At 49.1% G+C, this 19,101-nt stretch carries 15 protein-coding genes; 7 read left to right on the forward strand and 8 right to left on the reverse strand.

The window, feature by feature from the left end:
- The first annotated feature begins 268 nt into the window (after positions 1 to 268).
- Positions 269 to 1,258 (forward strand): DMT family transporter, encoded by a 990-nt coding sequence (locus B5P39_RS00690; RefSeq protein ID WP_088210081.1) that lies wholly within the window; start codon positions 269 to 271, stop codon positions 1,256 to 1,258.
- Between the two features lie 8 nt (positions 1,259 to 1,266).
- A complete protein-coding gene (locus B5P39_RS00695) occupies positions 1,267 to 1,887 on the forward strand; it encodes an HAD family hydrolase (protein ID WP_088210082.1) in 621 nt (206 codons plus the stop codon).
- Positions 1,888 to 1,903: 16 nt separating this feature from the next.
- Here B5P39_RS00695 and dkgB read toward each other — a convergent pair whose 3' ends face one another.
- Both dkgB and B5P39_RS00705 read right to left on the reverse strand, forming a co-directional pair.
- Positions 1,904 to 2,746, reverse strand: coding sequence for a 2,5-didehydrogluconate reductase DkgB (dkgB, locus tag B5P39_RS00700; protein WP_176399832.1), 843 nt, complete (start codon positions 2,744 to 2,746; stop codon positions 1,904 to 1,906).
- Positions 2,747 to 2,878: 132 nt separating this feature from the next.
- Positions 2,879 to 3,760 carry a LysR family transcriptional regulator gene (locus B5P39_RS00705; RefSeq protein ID WP_088210083.1) on the reverse strand — a complete coding sequence of 294 codons (882 nt, stop codon included), beginning with the start codon at positions 3,758 to 3,760 and terminating at the stop codon, positions 2,879 to 2,881.
- Positions 3,761 to 3,942: 182 nt separating this feature from the next.
- Between B5P39_RS00705 and B5P39_RS00710 the strand changes: the two genes are divergently transcribed.
- On the forward strand, positions 3,943 to 5,139 hold the full coding sequence (locus tag B5P39_RS00710; RefSeq protein WP_088210084.1) for an MFS transporter: 1,197 nt from the start codon (positions 3,943 to 3,945) through the stop codon (positions 5,137 to 5,139).
- Between the two features lie 65 nt (positions 5,140 to 5,204).
- Here the strand turns inward: B5P39_RS00710 and B5P39_RS00715 are convergent, their stop codons facing one another.
- The 6 genes from B5P39_RS00715 to uvrA all read right to left on the reverse strand — a co-directional run bounded on the left by B5P39_RS00715 (position 5,205) and on the right by uvrA (position 12,442).
- Positions 5,205 to 5,567, reverse strand: a complete 363-nt coding sequence (locus tag B5P39_RS00715) for a DUF6677 family protein (RefSeq protein ID WP_088210085.1) — start codon at positions 5,565 to 5,567, stop codon at positions 5,205 to 5,207.
- A gap of 67 nt (positions 5,568 to 5,634) precedes the next feature.
- Positions 5,635 to 5,790 carry a hypothetical protein gene (locus tag B5P39_RS24640; protein ID WP_166485363.1) on the reverse strand — a complete coding sequence of 52 codons (156 nt, stop codon included), beginning with the start codon at positions 5,788 to 5,790 and terminating at the stop codon, positions 5,635 to 5,637.
- Between the two features lie 168 nt (positions 5,791 to 5,958).
- On the reverse strand, positions 5,959 to 7,818 hold the full coding sequence (locus B5P39_RS00720; RefSeq protein WP_088210086.1) for a DEAD/DEAH box helicase: 1,860 nt from the start codon (positions 7,816 to 7,818) through the stop codon (positions 5,959 to 5,961).
- Positions 7,819 to 8,015: 197 nt separating this feature from the next.
- The gene (locus tag B5P39_RS00725; RefSeq protein WP_088210087.1) at positions 8,016 to 9,056 is read right to left on the reverse strand and encodes a M28 family peptidase; all 1,041 of its coding nucleotides are present in this window, start codon (positions 9,054 to 9,056) and stop codon (positions 8,016 to 8,018) included.
- A gap of 83 nt (positions 9,057 to 9,139) precedes the next feature.
- Positions 9,140 to 9,481: a hypothetical protein gene (locus tag B5P39_RS00730; RefSeq protein WP_088210088.1), complete on the reverse strand. Its 342-nt coding sequence runs from the start codon at positions 9,479 to 9,481 to the stop codon at positions 9,140 to 9,142.
- 108 nt (positions 9,482 to 9,589) lie between these two features.
- The gene (uvrA, locus tag B5P39_RS00735; RefSeq protein WP_088210089.1) at positions 9,590 to 12,442 is read right to left on the reverse strand and encodes an excinuclease ABC subunit UvrA; all 2,853 of its coding nucleotides are present in this window, start codon (positions 12,440 to 12,442) and stop codon (positions 9,590 to 9,592) included.
- A 410-nt stretch (positions 12,443 to 12,852) separates the two neighbouring features.
- On the opposite strand from uvrA, the gene B5P39_RS00740 reads away from it, so the two are divergent.
- From B5P39_RS00740 to B5P39_RS00755, 4 genes are all read left to right on the forward strand, one after another.
- A complete protein-coding gene (locus tag B5P39_RS00740; RefSeq protein WP_088210090.1) occupies positions 12,853 to 14,220 on the forward strand; it encodes an MFS transporter in 1,368 nt (455 codons plus the stop codon).
- Positions 14,221 to 14,327: 107 nt separating this feature from the next.
- Positions 14,328 to 15,029, forward strand: coding sequence for a single-stranded DNA-binding protein (gene ssb, locus B5P39_RS00745; protein WP_088210091.1), 702 nt, complete (start codon positions 14,328 to 14,330; stop codon positions 15,027 to 15,029).
- A 339-nt stretch (positions 15,030 to 15,368) separates the two neighbouring features.
- Entirely contained in the window at positions 15,369 to 15,842 is a 474-nt protein-coding gene (locus tag B5P39_RS00750; RefSeq protein ID WP_254915662.1) for a hypothetical protein, read from the forward strand.
- 290 nt (positions 15,843 to 16,132) lie between these two features.
- Positions 16,133 to 18,964 carry a M16 family metallopeptidase gene (locus tag B5P39_RS00755; RefSeq protein WP_088210092.1) on the forward strand — a complete coding sequence of 944 codons (2,832 nt, stop codon included), beginning with the start codon at positions 16,133 to 16,135 and terminating at the stop codon, positions 18,962 to 18,964.
- Positions 18,965 to 19,101: the final 137 nt, after the last annotated feature.

Below are 19,101 nucleotides of genomic sequence, written 5' to 3' on the forward strand. Positions count from 1 at the left end.
CGCAATAACTGAGCGCATAAGGCATAAATCGACTCTGTAAATCCAATTTGAGCTAAAAGAGAAATAGCGCTCAATATACCTTTTTGTGCTGCTAAAGGCTTGATAAAACTTAGCTTGAAGTGCTCTGCATTTATCGTTGGGCAAGATTGATTTAGTGTCAGCTTAACTATCCAATCCGGCGGATAAGTTAATCGCTTTTTAGGCTAGATCTTAGCGCGCCTCAGTGCCAGAATGGCGTTCCTTTCTGCGGTACTACTGGGACTTTTCCGTGAATCAAAGCCACTCTGGATCCTTGGCAACTAACCATGCTCAATTAGGATTATTGTTTATTTCTGTCGCCGTGCTGTTTTGGGGCATGTTACCCATAGCGCTTAAGCTGTCGGGGAGTTTTATCGATCCTGTGACTTTGACTTGGTTCCGTTTTTTAGTGGCGCTCTTGGTTAGTATTTTGGTGCAGTGGAGTGCGGGGAGTTTGAAACAGTTTGCGGCGCTCGATGCCAAGGTTTGGCTCAGGCTTATCCTCGCCGGACTGTTTTTAATGCTTAACTATGTGTCATTCGTGTATTCCCTCGACTATCTGGCACCGGGGGCCGCGCAGCTTAATTTTCAAACCTCGCCATTTTTCCTCGCTTTTGGTGGCGTATTGTTTTTTAAAGAACGCTTGAATGCGGTGCAGCTCAGTTGTTTTGCCAGCTTAGCTTTAGGGATGTTGATGTTTTTCCATCCCTATTTAGATTTTTCCGCCACCGATAACCATGAGATCTGGCTTGGGGTGATGATAGTGCAGTTTTCGGCATTATCATGGACTACCTATGCGCTGCTACAAAAGTCACTGTTGAACCGTTTATCCCCCGCGAACGTACTCTTAGTCATCTATGCCCTAGGGATCTTTGCGATGGCGCCCTTTAGCGACTTTAGCCAGTTTACACAAATGGATAGCTTTGACTGGCAAGTGGCGCTATTTTGCGCCGCCAATACCTTGATTGCCTACGGTTGTTTTGGACAATCGATGAAGTACTGGCCGACGGCGCAGGTGAGCGCCATGCTGGCGTTAACGCCGGTATTTAGCTTTAGCGCCACAGCATTAGTGGTGAGTCTTGGTTGGTGGCCAGATGTATTTAAGGCCGATAAATTAGATGCGCTATCGCTATTCGGCATAGGTGTGATTATTGTGTCAGTGATGGTCGTGCAGTTACTGCCCATGTATCGCCAGCGCCGCGCACGACGTTTGCAACCCGCTTCACAGACTACTGAATAGGTACCCGAGTGATTACACGCCTGACCGATATGCAACTTGAACAGATCCGCGGGGTTATCTTTGATCTCGACGGTACGCTTGCCCATTCAAACCCCGATTTTAAAGGCTTAAGGGCGGCATTAGGTATTGGATCGGGTACCGATATTCTAGAGCATATCCATAGCCTTGAGACAACAATGGCCAAGATGCAGGCGCTCGAAATTGTCCATGACTATGAGCTTGAAAGTTCGCGTCAGGCGAGCTGGATTGAAGGTGCGCAGGCCTTGATTGCGTTTTTAAAGACGCGGCAATTGCCGCTGGCGATTTTGACCCGCAATATGCCCGAGGCGGCCAAAATCACCATCGAAAAACTCGGTATCGATATCCCTTTAGTGCTGACCCGTTACGATGCCGAGCCTAAACCTCACCCGCAGGGTATCCACTTGATTTGCGAGCAATGGCAGTTGAGTCCGGCGGATATCTTGTACGTGGGGGATTATCTATTCGATCTGCAAACCGCGCAAAACGCCGGTAGTCGCTGCGCCCTCTATTGCCCAGAAGAGGTACCGGACTATGCCCAAGCGGCGGATTTGCTTATCGCCAATTATCAGAGCTTTATCGACGCTTGGGCATTAGAAACTAAAGGCTAACTCAAGCGCGCTCGATCTAATCCCAATGTGGGGCAAAGTCAGGATTTGCGACCCTATGATTGCGATCCAGTTGATTGATTTGCTCGATTTCTGCTGGTGTTAAGTTAATGCTTGCGGCCGCTAAGTTGCTGCGAACATTGTCTCTTTGGGTTGAGGAGGGAATGGTGGCAAAACCTAATTGTCGCAACCAGGCTAACACAATTTGTGCGGGAGTGGCTTGATGCACTGATGCTAAGTTGACTATGGTTTCATCCTGCAGCACTGCGCCATAGGCAAATGGCATATATCCAGTTACTAATACATTGTGTTGCCTGCAAAAATCCGTCACTTTGCGATTGATGAGATAGGGATGCACTTCTACTTGATTGGTATAAATAACGCCTTCGCCTAAGATGGCAATCGCTTGCGCGAGTTGTGTATTGGTAAAGTTTGATACGCCAATGCGACGAGTCAGGCCTTTATCTAATACTGCTTTCAGCTCTGAGAGATACTCGACCATACTCGGCTCATCGCTGTTCAACGGCCAATGGATGAGTAACAGGTCAAGATACTCGGTTTGCAGCGCCGTTAGACTGTCGATAACGCTAGTCTCAAAGCGTTCCTTGGTCAGGTTTTCAGTCCATACTTTGGTCGTGATAAACAGTTCTTGGCGTGGGATCTCTGAGGCGTTAATCGCATCCCCGACCGCCTGTTCATTGCCATAAATCTGCGCCGTATCGATATGGCGTGAACCTTCTTCGAGTGCCATCAACACGGCATCGAAAGCGGCGTTATCTTTAAGTCTGAAGGTTCCTGTGCCCAGCATCGGCATAGCTGTCAGAGGCGCTTGGTTAGATGCTGTCGCATTGGTTTGAGTCATATTCTTCCCCTTATTCTGTGGATAGGGTAACTGTCGCCGATCGTGCTTTGTCGATAAAGAGGCTAAAGCACAAATGATTTTTGCTATTACCGCAACAATCGACTGCACTTAACGCCCTAATCACTTGCATATTTATAGTGTTAGCCGAGGTTGAATAAAATCGATAAAGGCGGAGATCCGCCGAGCAACGGTTGAGGTCTTGTAATAAACGGCATTGACTTGCTCCCGCTCTATGTTTGCGACTCGTTCGTTTTCTAGCAAAGGCAATAAACGCCCGCTAGCAATATCATCGCTGACCATAAATCCAGATAGGCAGGCGATGCCGTTACCCGCGAGGGCTAATTGGCGTACGGTTTCACCGTTGCTCGCCCGCATTGTGGGGACGATTTGCTCCAACCCTTTGAGTGGCCATTGATTTAAGACCTTAGCGCCCGTAAAACCGATAAGGCTGTGGTGGTTTAGCTCGCTGACGCTTTTAGGTAACCCACGTTTGGCGAGGTATTCCTTAGAGGCGACGATATGCAGTTTACTCTTGCCTAAGGGCCTAGCGTGCAGGGTTGAGTCGGTGAGTTTTCCGATACGAATCGCCACATCGGTGCGCTTTTCAATCAAGTCGACAAAGCCTTCATTCGAGGTGAGTTCCAGCTCTATCTCAGGATAAAGCAGCTTAAATTCATGTACTAAGGGAACAATCTGATGTAGCACAAAAGGGCTGGCGGCATCGACTCTAAGCTTACCCTTAGGTTGTTCCCCTCGACTCATAAGCTCTTCTTCCGCTAACTGTATGGTTTGCAGCCCAAGCCTAACTGCATCGACAAACAGGCGTCCCTCATTGGTTAATTCGACTCGTCGAGTGGTGCGGTTGAGCAGGGTAACTTGTAGCTGACTCTCAAGTTTGGTCACGGCTCTTGAAACCCTCGCGACTTGAATATCGAGCGCTTCGGCCGCCGCGGAAAATCCACCACTATCGACTACTGTGAGCAGTATCTGTAAGTCATCTGAGCGAGTCAGCATGTCAGTCTCCAATGAGGTAATTAGTTACGTTTATAGCAAAAATCATTTGTAAAAATCACTCTTTTTGACAATAAACTTTATCGTCAAGATAGCGCCATCTGAAGTGAAGCGAGCTGCTTTAACTTCAGCTCTATTAGCCCTTATCGAGCTTGTCGCTCGTTTAATATAGGATGGACGCCATCATGCCTTTAGCTTTACTCGCATTGACGCTAAGCGCCTTTGCTATTGGAACAACAGAGTTTGTCATCGTGGGATTAATTCCCACTATGGCGCAGGATTTACAGGTTTCTCTCCCCTCGGCGGGATTATTAGTGAGCCTCTATGCCCTTGGGGTAGCCATTGGCGCCCCAGTCTTAACGGCCTTAACGGGGCATTGGAATCGTAAGCATGTATTGTTAGCGGTAATGACACTATTCGTTGCGGGGAATGTGCTCGCATGGCAAGCCCCGAGCTATGAAACTTTGATCGCGGCGAGAGTGATTACCGGCTTAGCCCATGGAGTGTTCTTTTCGATTGGCTCAACCATTGCCACAGGACTGGTACCAAAGGAAAAAGCGGCCAGCGCCATTGCGATTATGTTTACAGGACTGACCGTCGCACTGGTAACAGGAGTGCCCCTAGGGACTTATATCGGCCAGAGTTTTGGTTGGCAGTCGACCTTTTTAGCCGTTGCTTTGCTTGGCCTTATCGCCTTGATAGGCAGTGCATTCTTAGTGCCGAACAACCTTAAGCAGACCCGTGCTGCCAGTTTACTGACCCAAGCTAAAGTGTTGACTGAGCCAAGGCTGCTGTTGGTATTTGCCATTACAGCAATTGGGTATGGCGGTACTTTTGTTGCCTTTACCTTTCTCGCACCTATTTTACAGCAGATCAGTGGCTTCGATGCGAGTGCGATAGGAGTGATTATGTTGGTGTATGGTGTCTCGGTCGCTATAGGTAATATCTGGGGCGGCAAGATGGCCGATAACATGGGGCCAATCAAAGCGCTAACTTATATTTTTGCTGGTTTAGCCGCTGTGCTGTTTATCTTTCACTTTACGGCGTTAAACCCGATTACCGCTGTGTTAACCATACTCGTTTGGGGCGCTTTCGCCTTTGGTAATGTCCCTGGGTTACAGGTCTATGTTGTCAAACTGGCTGAAACCTATGCTCCAACCGCAGTAGATGTGGCCTCGGGACTCAATATCGCCGCCTTCAACATAGGGATTGCCTTAGGTGCCTGGGGCGGCGGACTCATTGTCGAGCAGATGGGATTAATGCAAACCCCATTGATTGGTGCGCTAGTGGTGATTGCGGCGCTGCTACTAACTCGCCTGAGTGGTTATTTGGATACTCGAACAGAGCCTGTTGATTCGTCAGTCGATGGTGTTAAGCAATAGGTTATCGTTGCAATATGGGTTTGCTGGCCACAGTGCTTGCAAGCCCATTAAAGTATCTAGTGAATCTAATGCCCAGCTGTATTCGTAGTTAAGGCATCTTGTTTAAGCCCAAGGCGAATGCTGTCGAGCAATGCCACTAACCAACAGAGCAAAAAGCCATAGAGCAGCTCATTGGCATTGGCCATTGTGGTTTGGGTTTGTTGGGTGATTTCGGCGGATATCACCCCGACATCTAGGGGTAAGGTGCCATTTTGGATCTCCAAGGCGATCACTTGTGCCACTTGATAGATTTGCATAAGTAGCAGCACAAGGCTGATGACAGCTAAGCAGAAAAACACCAGCGCCGAACGTTTATGTTTAAGGTAAAAGTGGCCGCTGCCGGGGGCGATAAAGGCGGATAGCAGGCCAGCGGTGAGGGCTTTTTTCATCGAAATACACTAATTGCGTTGCTAAAGACTAAGCCGACACTAATAGACCTATTGGCTTAAGTGCAAGTTAATTTGCCATGGCGACTAACATGCCAATAAAGCCTGCAAACAGAGTACAACCGACCAGGACCATAATTAATAAGGTTTTATCTTGGCGGCATGACTTAGCCAGTGCTGGAAGTGTTGGGTTAAATAGGTCGGCTATCAGTACTAAAAAATCCATTTAATGTCCTTAAGTTAGGCATCCATCGATTGACTATACCTGCTCGAAATATCAACTGGCCAGTGAAGTTTGAGCGGGAGCGATTTTAAGACAACAAAAAAGGAGCCTAGGCTCCTTTTTTAATGCGTTTGTTTAAATCTGCTTAACCTAACGGCTTAGGTTTGGCGATTACTCTTCGCGTGGTTTACGTGGTCTACGCTCGCCTGCTGGCTTGTCTGAGCGTGGTTTGCGGTCTGCAAACGGCTTGTCACCAGAAGCTGAACGTGGTTTACGCTCACCCATTGGACGATCACCACGTGGACGGCGGTCGCTACGTGCGCCACGGCCAGAGTCTACGAATACCTGATCGCCAGCTTCACGGATGTTCAGTGGCTTGCCACATACGCGCACTTTCTTCAGGTGCTGCAGCACTTCTTTTGGCATGCCGTCTGGCAGGTCAACGGTAGTTACTGCGTCGTATAACTGGATGGCACCGATGTAACGGCTGTCGATGTTAGCTTCGTTTGCAATAGCGCCAACGATGTTGCCCACACCCACGCCATTGTCACGACCCACGTCGATAACATAACGGCACATCTTCAGATCTGGATTGTCTTTTAACGCTTCAGCGCTACCAAGGCTTGCTGGCATTGGACGTGATTCACGGCCACGACGTTCACCGCGTTCGCCACGTTCAGCACCACGTTCACTGCGCTCATCGCGAGTACGTTCTTGAATCGCTGGTAATTGCAGTGGACGCTCTTGCTGTACTTGGTGCAGCAGGGCTGCGGCCAGCAGATCGGTATCCACTTCCAGTTGTTGGCATAACTGGGCAACCGCTTCGCGCATAAAGTCCAGATCTTGAGTCATGGTTTGCGCTAACTGCTCACCTAAGCGAGACAGACGACGTTCTGCAACCGTCTCTGGGCTTGGTACTTTCATTGGCGAAATACGGCTGTTAGTTGCGCGCTCGATGGTGCGCAGCATACGCATTTCACGGCTGGTGACGAACAGAATCGCCATACCAGTACGGCCAGCACGGCCAGTACGACCGATACGGTGTACGTAAGCTTCAGTATCGTAAGGGATATCGTAGTTCACTACGTGGCCGATACGCTCAACGTCCAGACCACGGGCCGCAACGTCGGTCGCGATCAGAATGTCTAACTTACCGCTTTTCAGCTGCTCAACCGCACGCTCACGGGCTTGCTGGTTCATATCACCGTGCAGTGGTGATGAGGCATAGCCACGGGCTTCGAGTTTTTCTGCTAATTCAACGCATGAGTTACGGGTACGAACGAAGATGATGATACCTTCAGTATTTTCAACTTCTAATACGCGAACTAAAGCTTCTAACTTGTTGTGCTGAGACACTTGCACGAAACGTTGCTCGATAGAGTCAACTGTGGTGTGGCTCGCAGCGATGCTGATGTTAGTCGCATCTTTTAAGTGCTTGTTAGCAACACGCTTGATTTGTTCTGGCATAGTGGCCGAGAACAGTGCCAGTTGGCGCTGCTCTGGTGTGTGTTCCAGAATCCATTCGATATCGTCGATAAAGCCCATTTTTAACATTTCGTCGGCTTCGTCGAGTACCAGCGCTTGCAGGGTTTCCAGCTTTAAAGTGCCACGGCGCATATGGTCCATAACACGGCCCGGTGTACCCACGATAACCTGTGGGCCACGCTTCAGGGCGTTTAATTGCTGATGCATGCTCTGACCGCCATAGATTGGCAGTACATGGAAACCTTTCATAAATTTCGCGTAGCTGCTGAAAGCTTCTGCTACTTGCACCGCTAATTCGCGGGTTGGCGCTAATACTAAGATTTGTGGAACAGCTTGGCTGGTCACTTTGTTGAGCAGGGGCAGGGCGAAGGCACCAGTTTTACCTGTACCTGTTTGTGCCTGACCTAAAATATCTTTGCCAGCCATTAATGGGTCGATACTGGCTGATTGGATTGGCGTTGGGTTTTCGTAACCTAGCTCGTCAAGAGCACGCAACAAATTCTCGGACAAGCCGAGTTCACGGAAAGTTCTTTCACTGGATGACATTGGGTTGTAGCCTTGTGGATGCGCCCGGATTGGCGCTTAAGTTTCACAGACAGAAAATCAACCCCGTGTCGATTTCCCGCACCGAAAACGCCAGATTATAGCAGCATTTTAGCCGCTTTACCAAGTGACTCTCGGATAAATACCGGGTTTTGCGTGGATTTTTTTGCCAAAACTGAGCAAGAAACGCGCCACTTCGCTTAATTTTTCAAAAAGTCGCCATTGAGTCGTAGGATTTCGAAGGCGGATTCCGTTACCGCTGCGAGAAACACATAATCCAAAGTGTCGGGGGTATCTTCCGGGGTGTGATATTGCGGATGAGTCGGGACGCCAAAATAGAGCCAAGGGATCTTAGCCTTATGGAAAGGATAATGATCCGAGGCTCTCAGCCAATCTGTGCTCTGGATGCTTCGTCCCACGGGTTTGGGATGGCTCAACTTAATACAGAGGCGATTATTCGCGTTTAGCATCGGCCTAAATTGCGGAAATTGATAGAAGTTGCGGCTACCCTCGAGGTAAATGGCGTAGGGGCGGCTCGGGTGGCCAATCATATCGAGATTGAGCATCAGTTCAAATTGCGCCTCGGGCATGCGCTGCTTGAGTTGCTCGACGAGGGCCGTACTGCCAAACAGTCCCGGCTCTTCGGCATCGGTGGCGACAAACATTAAGTTAATGTTGGGCAGCGAATTGGGGGCGGCGCTTAGCTGCACTTGCCAGAGGGCGGCGAGAGCCAACAGGGCGGCAACACCTGAGGCGTTATCATCGGCGCCGTGGTAAATCTTGCTGCCACTCATGCCGAGATGATCATAGTGAGCCACCACAATGCGCCATCGATTCGTGGGTTGGCGTGCGGGGATTAACGCCATCATATTGCTTCCCGTCTCTTGGCTAAAAAGCGTGGCATATTCGAAGGGAACCTCGAAAGTCTCTCCCCAAGGAGTAAGCCCAAGTTGTTGAAACTGGCTGTGCAGATAATCGCGTGTCTTGGCGGCGCCTTCGGTTTGGGTTTTACGTCCCATTAATTCTGCGGCGCTGAGGATTGCTACTGTTTGCTTAAGAGCTTCAGGCTCGGCCCAATTCAATCGAATTGCCTCAGGTGAGCAGGTGTATTCGGCGGGTTGATTGGCGCAGGCGGCAAGGCTTAAACACAAACTAAGGATAGACAAGCGCAATAAGCTCAAACCTACGCTTTGAGGTTGGGGGCGAGTGATTGCTATGAATGGGGGCGCCAAATTGCCCATGGCTATCCTTAAAATTGGCAATAGGATGATCAATCCTAAGCCTAACAGGGATTTAGCTTAGCTGCATGGGCCGTAATGCTGAATCAGTCTAAGACGCGGATCTCGGGGGAGAGTGTCGCCTCCTGATGACGGCTTAAATGAAAGTGCTCCAAGCCAGAGACCAAATGGGTTCGTGAGCAAATAGTGACTTGTGCGTTTTTGGTGAGTCCGCCTTGATCTAAGGTGGTGATCCGGCCATCGGGCAAGGCGAGCAGGCTGCTATTGGCTGAGCTGTCTAACACTGTCACTTGTAAACGTGTGGGTTGACCGATAAGCGGATCGACAGCGGCGATAACCAGCGCCACAAGCGTTAACCCCAAGCAGGCAATCAGCAATACATTAGCGCGACTTAAGCTCGTCAAACTCGGGCGATGTGTTGGCAACATGTTCTCCTCGATTGATAACGACAAATGGCTTGCCTGGGATGGTTTTATATTGCAATAGGGTGTAATCACAGCGCCTTAGTGATGCCCAAGGCACTGTTAATCTTATCGCTATGACTGCTTAGCTAGCTTAGCATCCCGTTCCAGCAGCGGCTTTAAGAAGCGCGCGGTATGGGATGTCGGATGCTGCGCCACATCTTCTGGCGTACCGGTTGCTAAGATAGTACCGCCACCACCGCCGCCCTCTGGGCCTAGGTCGATAATCCAGTCTGCGGTTTTAATCACATCCAGATTATGCTCAATCACCACAATAGTATTACCGTGGGATTTGAGGCGATGCAGTACATCGAGCAGCAATTGGATATCGGCAAAGTGTAAGCCCGTTGTCGGCTCATCCAAAATATACAAGGTTTTACCCGTATCGCGCTTAGAGAGTTCCTTGGCGAGTTTCACCCTTTGCGCCTCACCGCCCGACAGCGTGGTCGCGCTCTGGCCTAGACGCACGTAGGACAAACCTACATCCATCAGGGTTTGCAGTTTACGGGCAATCGCTGGCACGGCATCGAAAAACTCCCGCGCATCTTCCACTGTCATTTGCAGCACTTCGTGGATGTTCTTACCTTTGTAGCGCACCTCTAAGGTTTCGCGGTTATAGCGTTTACCCTTGCAGGCGTCGCAGGGAACATACACATCGGGTAGGAAGTGCATTTCGACCTTAATTAAGCCATCGCCCTGACAGGCCTCACAGCGACCACCTTTCACGTTAAAGGAGAAACGGCCCACCTGATAACCACGGGTACGGGATTCCTGCGTCGCGGCAAAAATCTCCCTGATAGGCGTAAAGATGCCAGTATAAGTGGCGGGGTTAGAGCGCGGTGTGCGGCCAATCGGGCTTTGGTCGATATCGACCACTTTATCGCACTGCTCCATGCCGACAATGCGATCGTAAGGTGCGGGCTCATCGACAGTGGCACCGTTGAGTTGCTTATGGGCAATTCTAAAGAAGGTGTCGTTAATCAGGGTCGATTTGCCTGAACCAGATACTCCAGTCACGCAGGTGAATAATCCCACAGGGATGGTTAAATCCACATTGCGCAGGTTATTGCCGCGGGCGCCATAAAGCTCAATCACTTGTTTTGGATCGTAAGGCGTACGTGGGGTGCTGATATGAATGTTGCGTTTGCCCGAAATATATTGGCCAGTGACGGACTCATCGCAGGCGACAATTTTCTCGATCGGGCCGTCGCAAATCACTTCGCCGCCGTGTACGCCAGCGCCGGGGCCGATATCGATAATATGATCCGCGATGCGAATCGCATCTTCATCGTGCTCAACCACGATCACGGTATTACCTAAATCCCGTAGGTGGATTAAGGTCTGCAACAACCGCTCGTTATCCCGTTGGTGCAAGCCGATTGATGGCTCATCGAGCACATACATTACGCCGACGAGTCCAGCGCCGATTTGGCTGGCGAGACGAATACGCTGTGCTTCACCGCCTGAAAGGGTTTCTGCCGAGCGTGACAGGCTTAAATAGTTGAGGCCGACGTTAACGAGGAAGCCTAAGCGATCACGCACTTCCTTCAATACCTTCTCGGCGATCTGTGCCTTTTGGCCGCTGAACTCAAGTTTGTCGAAGTATTCGAGGGCTTCACCTATCGACCAAACGGTAAGTTTGGGCAGGTTAAGGTCGCCAATAAACACGTTACGGGCTTCTTCACGCAGGCGCGAGCCGCCACAGCTTTGGCAGGCTTGAGTGTTGATAAACTTGGCTAATTCTTCGCGCACCGCGTTGCTTTCGGTCTCACGGTAGCGCCTGTCCATATTATTTAAGATGCCTTCGAAGGGGTGATTACGCACCACCACATCCCCACGGTCATTGATGTACTTGAAGGCGATGCTGTCTTTGCCAGAGCCGTAGAGGACGATTTTTCTCACCTTATCCGACAGCTGTTCGAAGGGAACTTCGACATCGAACTTATAGTGGTCGGCGAGCGAGCTCAGCATCTGGAAGTAATAGAAGTTACGTCTATCCCAGCCGCGAATCGCGCCGCCCGCGAGGGATAACTCAGGGTTAGTGATCACTCTGTCGGGGTCGAAAAATTGTTGTACCCCTAAACCATCACAGGTTGGGCAAGCACCGGCCGGATTGTTAAAGGAGAAAATCCGTGGCTCAAGCTCGGCCATCGAATAACCGCAGTGCGGACAGGCGAAGTTAGCCGAGAAGATTAATTCTTCCGTGGTGCCTTCATCCATGCTGGCGACTACGGCAATCCCGCCGGAGAGTTCGAGCGCGGTTTCAAAGGATTCGGCGAGACGCTGCTGGATATCGCTGCGGACTTTAAAGCGATCGACCACCACTTCGATGGTGTGCTTAACGTGTAAATCGAGTGCGGGTGGATCTGTTAAGTCGCAGACTTCACCGTCGATTCGGGCACGGATATAGCCCTGCGCCGATAAGCCCTCGAGTAATTTTACGTGCTCCCCCTTACGACCGTTGACTACGGGCGCCAGCAGCATCAAGCGACTGTCTTCGGGCATTTCTAACACTTTATCGACCATCTGGCTCACGGTTTGCGCCGCCAGCGGTTGGCCGTGAGTCGGGCAGCGCGGTTCACCCACGCGGGCAAACAACAGACGCAAATAGTCGTAAATTTCGGTAATCGTCCCGACGGTGGAGCGCGGGTTATGGGACGTCGATTTTTGTTCGATGGAAATCGCCGGGCTTAAGCCTTCGATATGGTCGACATCGGGCTTTTCCATCAAGCTTAAGAATTGGCGGGCATAGGCAGAAAGAGACTCAACGTAACGTCGTTGGCCTTCGGCATATAAGGTATCAAATGCTAGGGAAGATTTGCCTGAACCCGATAACCCTGTGATAACGATTAACTTATCCCTTGGGATAGTCAGGTTGATATTTTTGAGATTGTGGGTCCGTGCGCCGCGTATTTCAATCTTATCCATCTATCGCTCAAGTCTTATGCTTAAAAAAATGAGCCTAAGTATCGCACAGTTCGGCGGCCGAGTTTAGTCGATTCTGTGATCTTGCTGACATGCCGATTGGGCGCGGTTGTGGGGCTGGTATTGCTGATAAAAGGTGATGCAGTTAGCGGATTAACTAAGATTAATCCGTATAACGACTTTGAACTTACCCAAGTTCTGTAAGCATCGAGTTAACTATTTGTAGCCAATGGGCTTTTAGATAAGCCTTAAAAATAAAGGCCTAAGCGTACGCTAAGGTGCACGCATCAGCATTGGCGCGGGGCAAAATCCACTGTTTTACACTCTCGGTGCGGGTGGTTTTTCCTTTTGAGCAAACGCTTTTGGGTGTGTTAACATGCGCCCCCTAAAAGACTTCAATCCAGGGCAAAATCATGGGTAACAACGGACTTTCAGGAACCGAGAAAAAAGTCGCGTTTTCTTTAGCCAGCGTATTTGGTTTACGTATGATGGGCTTGTTTATGATCATGCCCGTCTTTGCACTCTATGGTCAGCATTTAGAAGGTTTTTCTCCCCTTTGGGTGGGGATTGCCATTGGTGCCTATGGCTTGACTCAGGCCGTTTTGCAGATCCCTATGGGGATTTTATCCGACAAGTATGGTCGTAAACCTGTCATCCTCGCCGGCCTAGTATTGTTCGCCATCGGCAGCTTAATTGCCGCCAATGCCGATACCATTTACGGCGTGGTATTTGGCCGCGCCGTGCAAGGTATGGGGGCGATTGCCGCCGCCGTGTTGGCCTTAGCGGCGGATTTAACCCGAGATGAGCAGCGCACTAAGGTGATGGCCATTATCGGCATGTGTATCGGCGGCTCCTTTGCCCTGTCGTTACTCGTCGGCCCGATTGTGGCGCAGCATTTAGGCTTATCGGGTTTATTCTTGCTAACCGCAGGCCTTGCGGTACTTGGCATGTTGATTGTGCAGCTATTAGTACCGAATCCGATTTCCCATGCACCTAAGGGCGATACCTTAGCAGCGCCCGCCAAGCTTAAGCGTATGCTGACCGATCCACAGCTGTTTCGACTCGATGCGGGCATTTTTATTCTGCACTTAGTGTTAACCGCGGTGTTTGTCGCCTTGCCGCTCGATTTAGTCGATGCGGGTCTGGTAAAAGAAAAACATTGGATGCTGTATTTCCCCGCGTTTGTGGGGGCATTCTTCTTGATGGTGCCGTTAATCATTATCGGGGTGAAGCGTAAGAATACTAAGGCGATGTTCCAAATTGCTTTAGTGATCATGATGTTTGCACTGGCTGCCATGGCGATTTTTGCCAACAACCTCTGGGTATTGAGCGTGGCCGTGCTGCTGTTTTTTACCGGCTTTAACTACCTTGAGGCGTCGCTGCCGAGCTTGATTGCGAAATTCTGCCCAGTAGGTGAAAAAGGCTCGGCCATGGGGGTCTATTCGACCAGCCAATTCTTAGGCGCCTTCTGTGGCGGTATGCTTGGCGGCGGTGCGTTCCAATTAGTCGGCGCCGTGGGCGTGTTTATCGTCGCGCTGGTATTGATGGGCGTTTGGTTATTATTGACCCTAGGGATGAAAAATCCTGTGCTGCTTAAGAGTTACACCTTAGAGGCCGAAGTGAAAGACAAAGCCCAAGCGCGGGATATGGCGTCGCAGTTGTCACAATTGATGGGTGTGGTCGAAGCGATTGTGGTGCTAGACGAGAAAGTTGCTTATCTCAAAGTTGACGAGCATTTCGATTTAAGAGAAGCCCGAGCTGTGTTAGGCTCTGCTCAATAATATGTGTTATTGCCGCGAGTTTTAGGGAAGCGGATTTTCCCTTGCGGCAACAATTATAAACAACATACTGAATTAATAGATTATTTAAAGAATCGCAGGAGATTTCAATGGCCAGTCGTGGTGTTAACAAGGTAATTTTGGTTGGCAATTTGGGACAAGATCCAGAAGTACGTTACATGCCAAACGGTAACGCAGTCGCTAACATCACAGTAGCGACCAGCGAATCGTGGAAAGACCAACAAGGTCAACAGCAAGAGCGTACTGAATGGCACCGTGTGGTTCTGTTTGGCAAGTTGGCTGAAATTACGGGTGAGTACCTGCGTAAAGGTTCACAGGTTTACCTCGAAGGTAAACTGCAGACGCGTAAGTGGAAAGACCAAAGCGGTCAAGATCGTTACAGCACTGAAGTGGTTATCGACCAAAGCGGTAGCATGCAAATGTTAGGCGGCCGCAATCAAGGCCAAAGTCAAGGCCAAGGTGCGCCTATGGGTGGCATGCAACAAAACGCGGGTTACCAAGCGGCTCCGGCTCAAACTGCGCCAGCGCAAAACCAATACGCGCCCGTACAGCAAAGTTACCAAGCACCTGCACAGCAGCCACAATCTGGCTACAATCAGCAGCCTGCCCAGCAAAGCTATGGCCAGCAACAGCAATCCCATGCTCAGCCACAGCAAAGTGGTTATGCGCCTAAGCCTGCTGCACCAGCCTATCAAGCGCCAGCGGCACCAGCACAACGTCCAGCGCCACAGCCACAACAAAACTTTACCCCAGATTTGGATGACGGTTGGGACGACGATATCCCGTTCTAGCTTACAGTGTAAAGAATAGTTTTTTAAAAGCCCTGCCATATTGTGCGGGGCTTTTTGTTTGTATATGGCTTGTCTGTCCTTGAATAATTTTCTTTATGTAGTTGTTAGCAGTTGTTAACAGTTGTTGCGGTTTAGGGTAGATTGTTTGGGTCAACTAAAGGGCTTGAACTTTTGAAAAAAATTAACGTTATGACGACTACTAAAAGAAAGGAATTCTTCCATGGAAGATGTAATAAGTCAGGAAAGTAATCCATTAAAAAGTGATGAAAAAAAATAACAGTAGATAGCAATATTCAGAGAATTCCACTGTTTCACGTTTCTCTTGCTAAATTGACAATTATGTTTGTTGCCACCTTTGGTCTATATCAAATTTATTGGTTTTATAAGCAATGGCAGGCATTAAAAGAGTACTATGATTTAGATGCATGGCCTATTGCTCGATGCATTTTTACGGTATTTTTTACACACTCTTTGTTCGTTTATGTTAATGAATATATTAAAGAAGATAATAGAAGCTATCGTTGGAATCATTCAGCATTAGCGACAGCTTACGTTTTACTTATCGTAGTCTCTAGTATTCTTAATAAAATTGAAGTTTTACCAACATTCTTTATTTTAATTTCTATTTTTATACCTTTAGCAGTTTTGTATCCATTGTATGAAGCTCAAAAAGCAATTAACTTTGCGCTTGAACCTTTAGACTATGAGGATAATTCAAGTTTAACTTGGTTGAATTGGATCTGGATTGCTCTTTTTGGTTTCTATTGGGCTATGGTTATCTATGCATTAACTGTGTTAGTCAGACTTGCTTAATTTAGAATAAAACAGGCTTTAATTAAGCCTGTTCTGAATTGCCAATGTGTGGCAGTGTGACAGAGGAATATTTTTATAAAGTTAACAACGAGTTTTCCCTCATATACTTTCAAGCTCTAATATTATTTTTTCTTATTGATTCATGATTTTGATATTTTTGGTACGGTGTAAGGTATTGATTTTGTGACTTAAAGCATTTTAGAGGCTATAGTAAAAAGTCAATTTATCAGTACTGAGGTAAGCATTTTCTCCGGTTAATGAACCCAATTTGGGGGAGAAAATGAATTTTTATGAATAATTTCAAGCGAATCCAGTTTAAACACCTGTGGCTATGGCTGCTATTTATCAGTGTGGCCTTACCCCTAAGGGCGGTTGAAGCGCCGCTGTGGCCTGAGTCGGCCGATTTACCCTTAAGTCCGCGAGTACACACAGGCACCCTGGCTAATGGATTGCACTACCTGTTGGTGAACAACAAAACTCCTGAACAGGCGGTTATCGTCCGTATGCGGGTAGATGTAGGCTCTGTGATGGAAACGGATGCCGAGCAAGGTCTAGTGCATTTTTTAGAGCATATGGCGTTTAATGGCTCTACCGGACTCGCGGCGGGGGAGATGATCCCGACACTGCAGCGTTTAGGCTTAAGTTTTGGGGCCGATACCAATGCGGTGACTGAATTCCAGCAGACGGTTTATCAGTTTAATTTACCGAGCAATAGCCAAGATAAAGTCGATACTGCTTTGTTTTTAATGCGTGAAATTGCCAGTAATCTGTTGCTGGATCCCGCCCTTATCGAGCGTGAAAAGGCGGTGGTCTTGTCTGAATTGCGTGAGCGCAGTAGCGCCGATTTAGAAAACTATCGCCATCAGTTAACCTTTTTAATGCCGCAAACCTTGCTGTCGCAGCGCTTTCCCGTGGGAGAGGCGACGAGCATTCAAAATGCGAATCGTGACAAGTTATTGTCCCTCTATCAGCGTTTTTATACGCCATCCCGCACCACCTTAATTGTGGTGGGGGATATTGATGTTGATCGTATCGAACACAAGATCAAACAGCAATTTACCGACTGGCAAGCCGCGCCGCAGGCTGCTGGGGTGAAGGCCCAATCCATAGGCACGGTACAGGCTAAAACCGCTGTTGAGGCGGCGGCATTTTTTGACCCAAGCCTGCAAACCTCGGTTTCCCTCGGGCTGTTAAAACCGCAACCCCCTAAACCAGATACGATTGCGCTGCGTGAGCAGGAGATTTTATTAGAGGTTGCCCATGGTATTTTGTATCGCCGCCTAGAATCACAGTTGCTGCACAGCCAAGGCTTATACGGCGTAAGCTTACAAATCGGCCCGCAATACGATATTGCCTATGGCACGCAAATGACCTTGGGGACGCAGGAAAATAACTGGCAGCAGGGAGTTGCGTTATTAGAGCAAACCCTGCGTCAGGCGCTGGAATTTGGTTTTAGCCAACAGGAAATTGATCAGCAACTTAAACGAATGCACAAGGGCTATCAGCTCAGTGCCGCTGGCAGTAACACCATCCACAGTGTCAATATTGCCGAAAGCCTAGTGAATACAGTGGCGAGCCGACGTGTGCCAGTGGAACCCGCATGGCAATTGGCGCTGTTTGAAAAGCTGATGCCAAGCATCACGCCGCAAAAACTGCAGCAGTTGTTTAAACAGGCTTGGGAAGGGACGCCTTATCTGTATCTCACCAATAACAAACCCATTGAAAATGTTGAAAAACAACTCTTAGCCGCCTACAACTCGAGCCAAAAGCAAGCCGTAAAAGCGCCCGAAACCAAGAGCATTGCCGAGTTTGCCTATAGCCAATTTGGTGAGCCGGGACAGATTGTTGCCGATCAGCGCGATGCCACAACTGGGATCCGTAAGCTAGAGTTTGCTAACGGTGTGCGCCTCAATGTAAAACCTACCCCCTTTAATCAGGGGATGACGCTGGTGAGTCTCAATATCGGCTTTGGCGAGGTGCCATTCCCCGAGCTAGATGGTTTGTCTTACCTGTTTAATAGCGCTTTTGTGCAGGGCGGTTTAGGGCTGCACGATTGGGACAGTCTGCAGGATATTTTTGCTGGTCAAGATATCTCGGTGGGCTTGAGTCTGCGTGAACAGAGTTTTGGCGGCGAGATCAGCACCAATGCTGCCGAACTTCGCACCCAATTAGGCGTGCTAACGGCTTACCTAGTCGATCCCGGGATGGATCAACAGGCCGAGCAGTTATTCCGTGAGCAAGTGATAGCCGAGCAGCAGAGCATTCATAGCAATCCGCAACTGGAGTTTTCGAATCAGTTTGCCCGTATTGCCCATAATGGCGACAAACGTTATGGCTACGGTAATCCAGGTGAAATCCTCAAGCGGCAGTTTGCTGAACTCGGGCCTAGCTTCCATTCTGCCGTTCAGCAGGGGGCGCTTGAACTGGCGATTGTTGGGGATTTTGATGAAGACAAAGCGATTGCCGAGGTTGCACAAACCCTAGGAGCCATTGCGCGACAGCCGATCCCTAAGGGGCAGACTATCGTACCTGTGTTTCCTAAAGTGCCAGCACAAATGAGCCTGACCCATTATGGTCAAGTCGATATGGCGGCACTCGCGCAGGTATGGCCGACGACGGATATGAGCAATCCCCGTGAGCTGGTGGGTTTAGGTTTACTCGAGCAGGTACTAAACATCCTACTCACTGAAAATGTTCGCGAAAAAGTCGGTGCGAGTTATTCACCCTCGGCATTTTCATACAGTGACTTAAACCCAACGGGTTATGGTTATCTTGGCTTATTTAGCGTGACAACTAAGGCTATGTTGCCTGAAGTGGCTAAGTATTACGCCGCCGCAGTTAAGCAAGTCAAAACGCCTTCGGGGATCAGTGAGGATTTACTCAATCGCGCCCGCCAACCTGTGTTGGAGTGGATGCATATAGCGCCGCAAAGTAATAACTTTTGGTTAGATTTGGCTTCAACCGCCCAAAGCCAACCGGAGCGTTTTGCTGGCTTTAACCAACGATTGGCACTGGTACAGCAAATAACCCCCGCCGAGTTAAGCCAATTGGCGCAGAAATACCTCAAAGATGATAAGCGTTTAACCATCGAAACCTTACCTGCACCCATCACGGCTCAGTGAGCGATTAAACCATAATCCCTCTGAAGATCTCCCTCCTGTGATACTCGTGTCACAGGAGGTTTGGTTTTATTGATCATTGCAATACCACTCGGTCGCAATTGGAAATCGCTGTTGTCGAAAATGCCACTCACGTTTAA

It is taken from the genome of Shewanella sp. Shew256 (assembly GCF_002196695.1).
Classification (GTDB): domain Bacteria; phylum Pseudomonadota; class Gammaproteobacteria; order Enterobacterales; family Shewanellaceae; genus Shewanella; species Shewanella mangrovisoli.

Coding starts and splice junctions, on each gene's coding strand:
- dkgB (WP_176399832.1), bottom strand. CDS start 2,746: ATGACTCAAACCAATGCGACAGCATCTAACCAAGCGCCTCTGACAGCT.
- B5P39_RS00705 (WP_088210083.1), bottom strand. CDS start 3,760: ATGCTGACTCGCTCAGATGACTTACAGATACTGCTCACAGTAGTCGAT.
- B5P39_RS00710 (WP_088210084.1), top strand. CDS start 3,943: ATGCCTTTAGCTTTACTCGCATTGACGCTAAGCGCCTTTGCTATTGGA.
- B5P39_RS00715 (WP_088210085.1), bottom strand. CDS start 5,567: ATGAAAAAAGCCCTCACCGCTGGCCTGCTATCCGCCTTTATCGCCCCC.
- B5P39_RS24640 (WP_166485363.1), bottom strand. CDS start 5,790: ATGGATTTTTTAGTACTGATAGCCGACCTATTTAACCCAACACTTCCA.
- B5P39_RS00720 (WP_088210086.1), bottom strand. CDS start 7,818: ATGTCATCCAGTGAAAGAACTTTCCGTGAACTCGGCTTGTCCGAGAAT.
- B5P39_RS00725 (WP_088210087.1), bottom strand. CDS start 9,056: ATGGGCAATTTGGCGCCCCCATTCATAGCAATCACTCGCCCCCAACCT.
- B5P39_RS00730 (WP_088210088.1), bottom strand. CDS start 9,481: ATGTTGCCAACACATCGCCCGAGTTTGACGAGCTTAAGTCGCGCTAAT.
- uvrA (WP_088210089.1), bottom strand. CDS start 12,442: ATGGATAAGATTGAAATACGCGGCGCACGGACCCACAATCTCAAAAAT.
- B5P39_RS00740 (WP_088210090.1), top strand. CDS start 12,853: ATGGGTAACAACGGACTTTCAGGAACCGAGAAAAAAGTCGCGTTTTCT.
- ssb (WP_088210091.1), top strand. CDS start 14,328: ATGGCCAGTCGTGGTGTTAACAAGGTAATTTTGGTTGGCAATTTGGGA.
- B5P39_RS00750 (WP_254915662.1), top strand. CDS start 15,369: ATGTTTGTTGCCACCTTTGGTCTATATCAAATTTATTGGTTTTATAAG.
- B5P39_RS00755 (WP_088210092.1), top strand. CDS start 16,133: ATGAATAATTTCAAGCGAATCCAGTTTAAACACCTGTGGCTATGGCTG.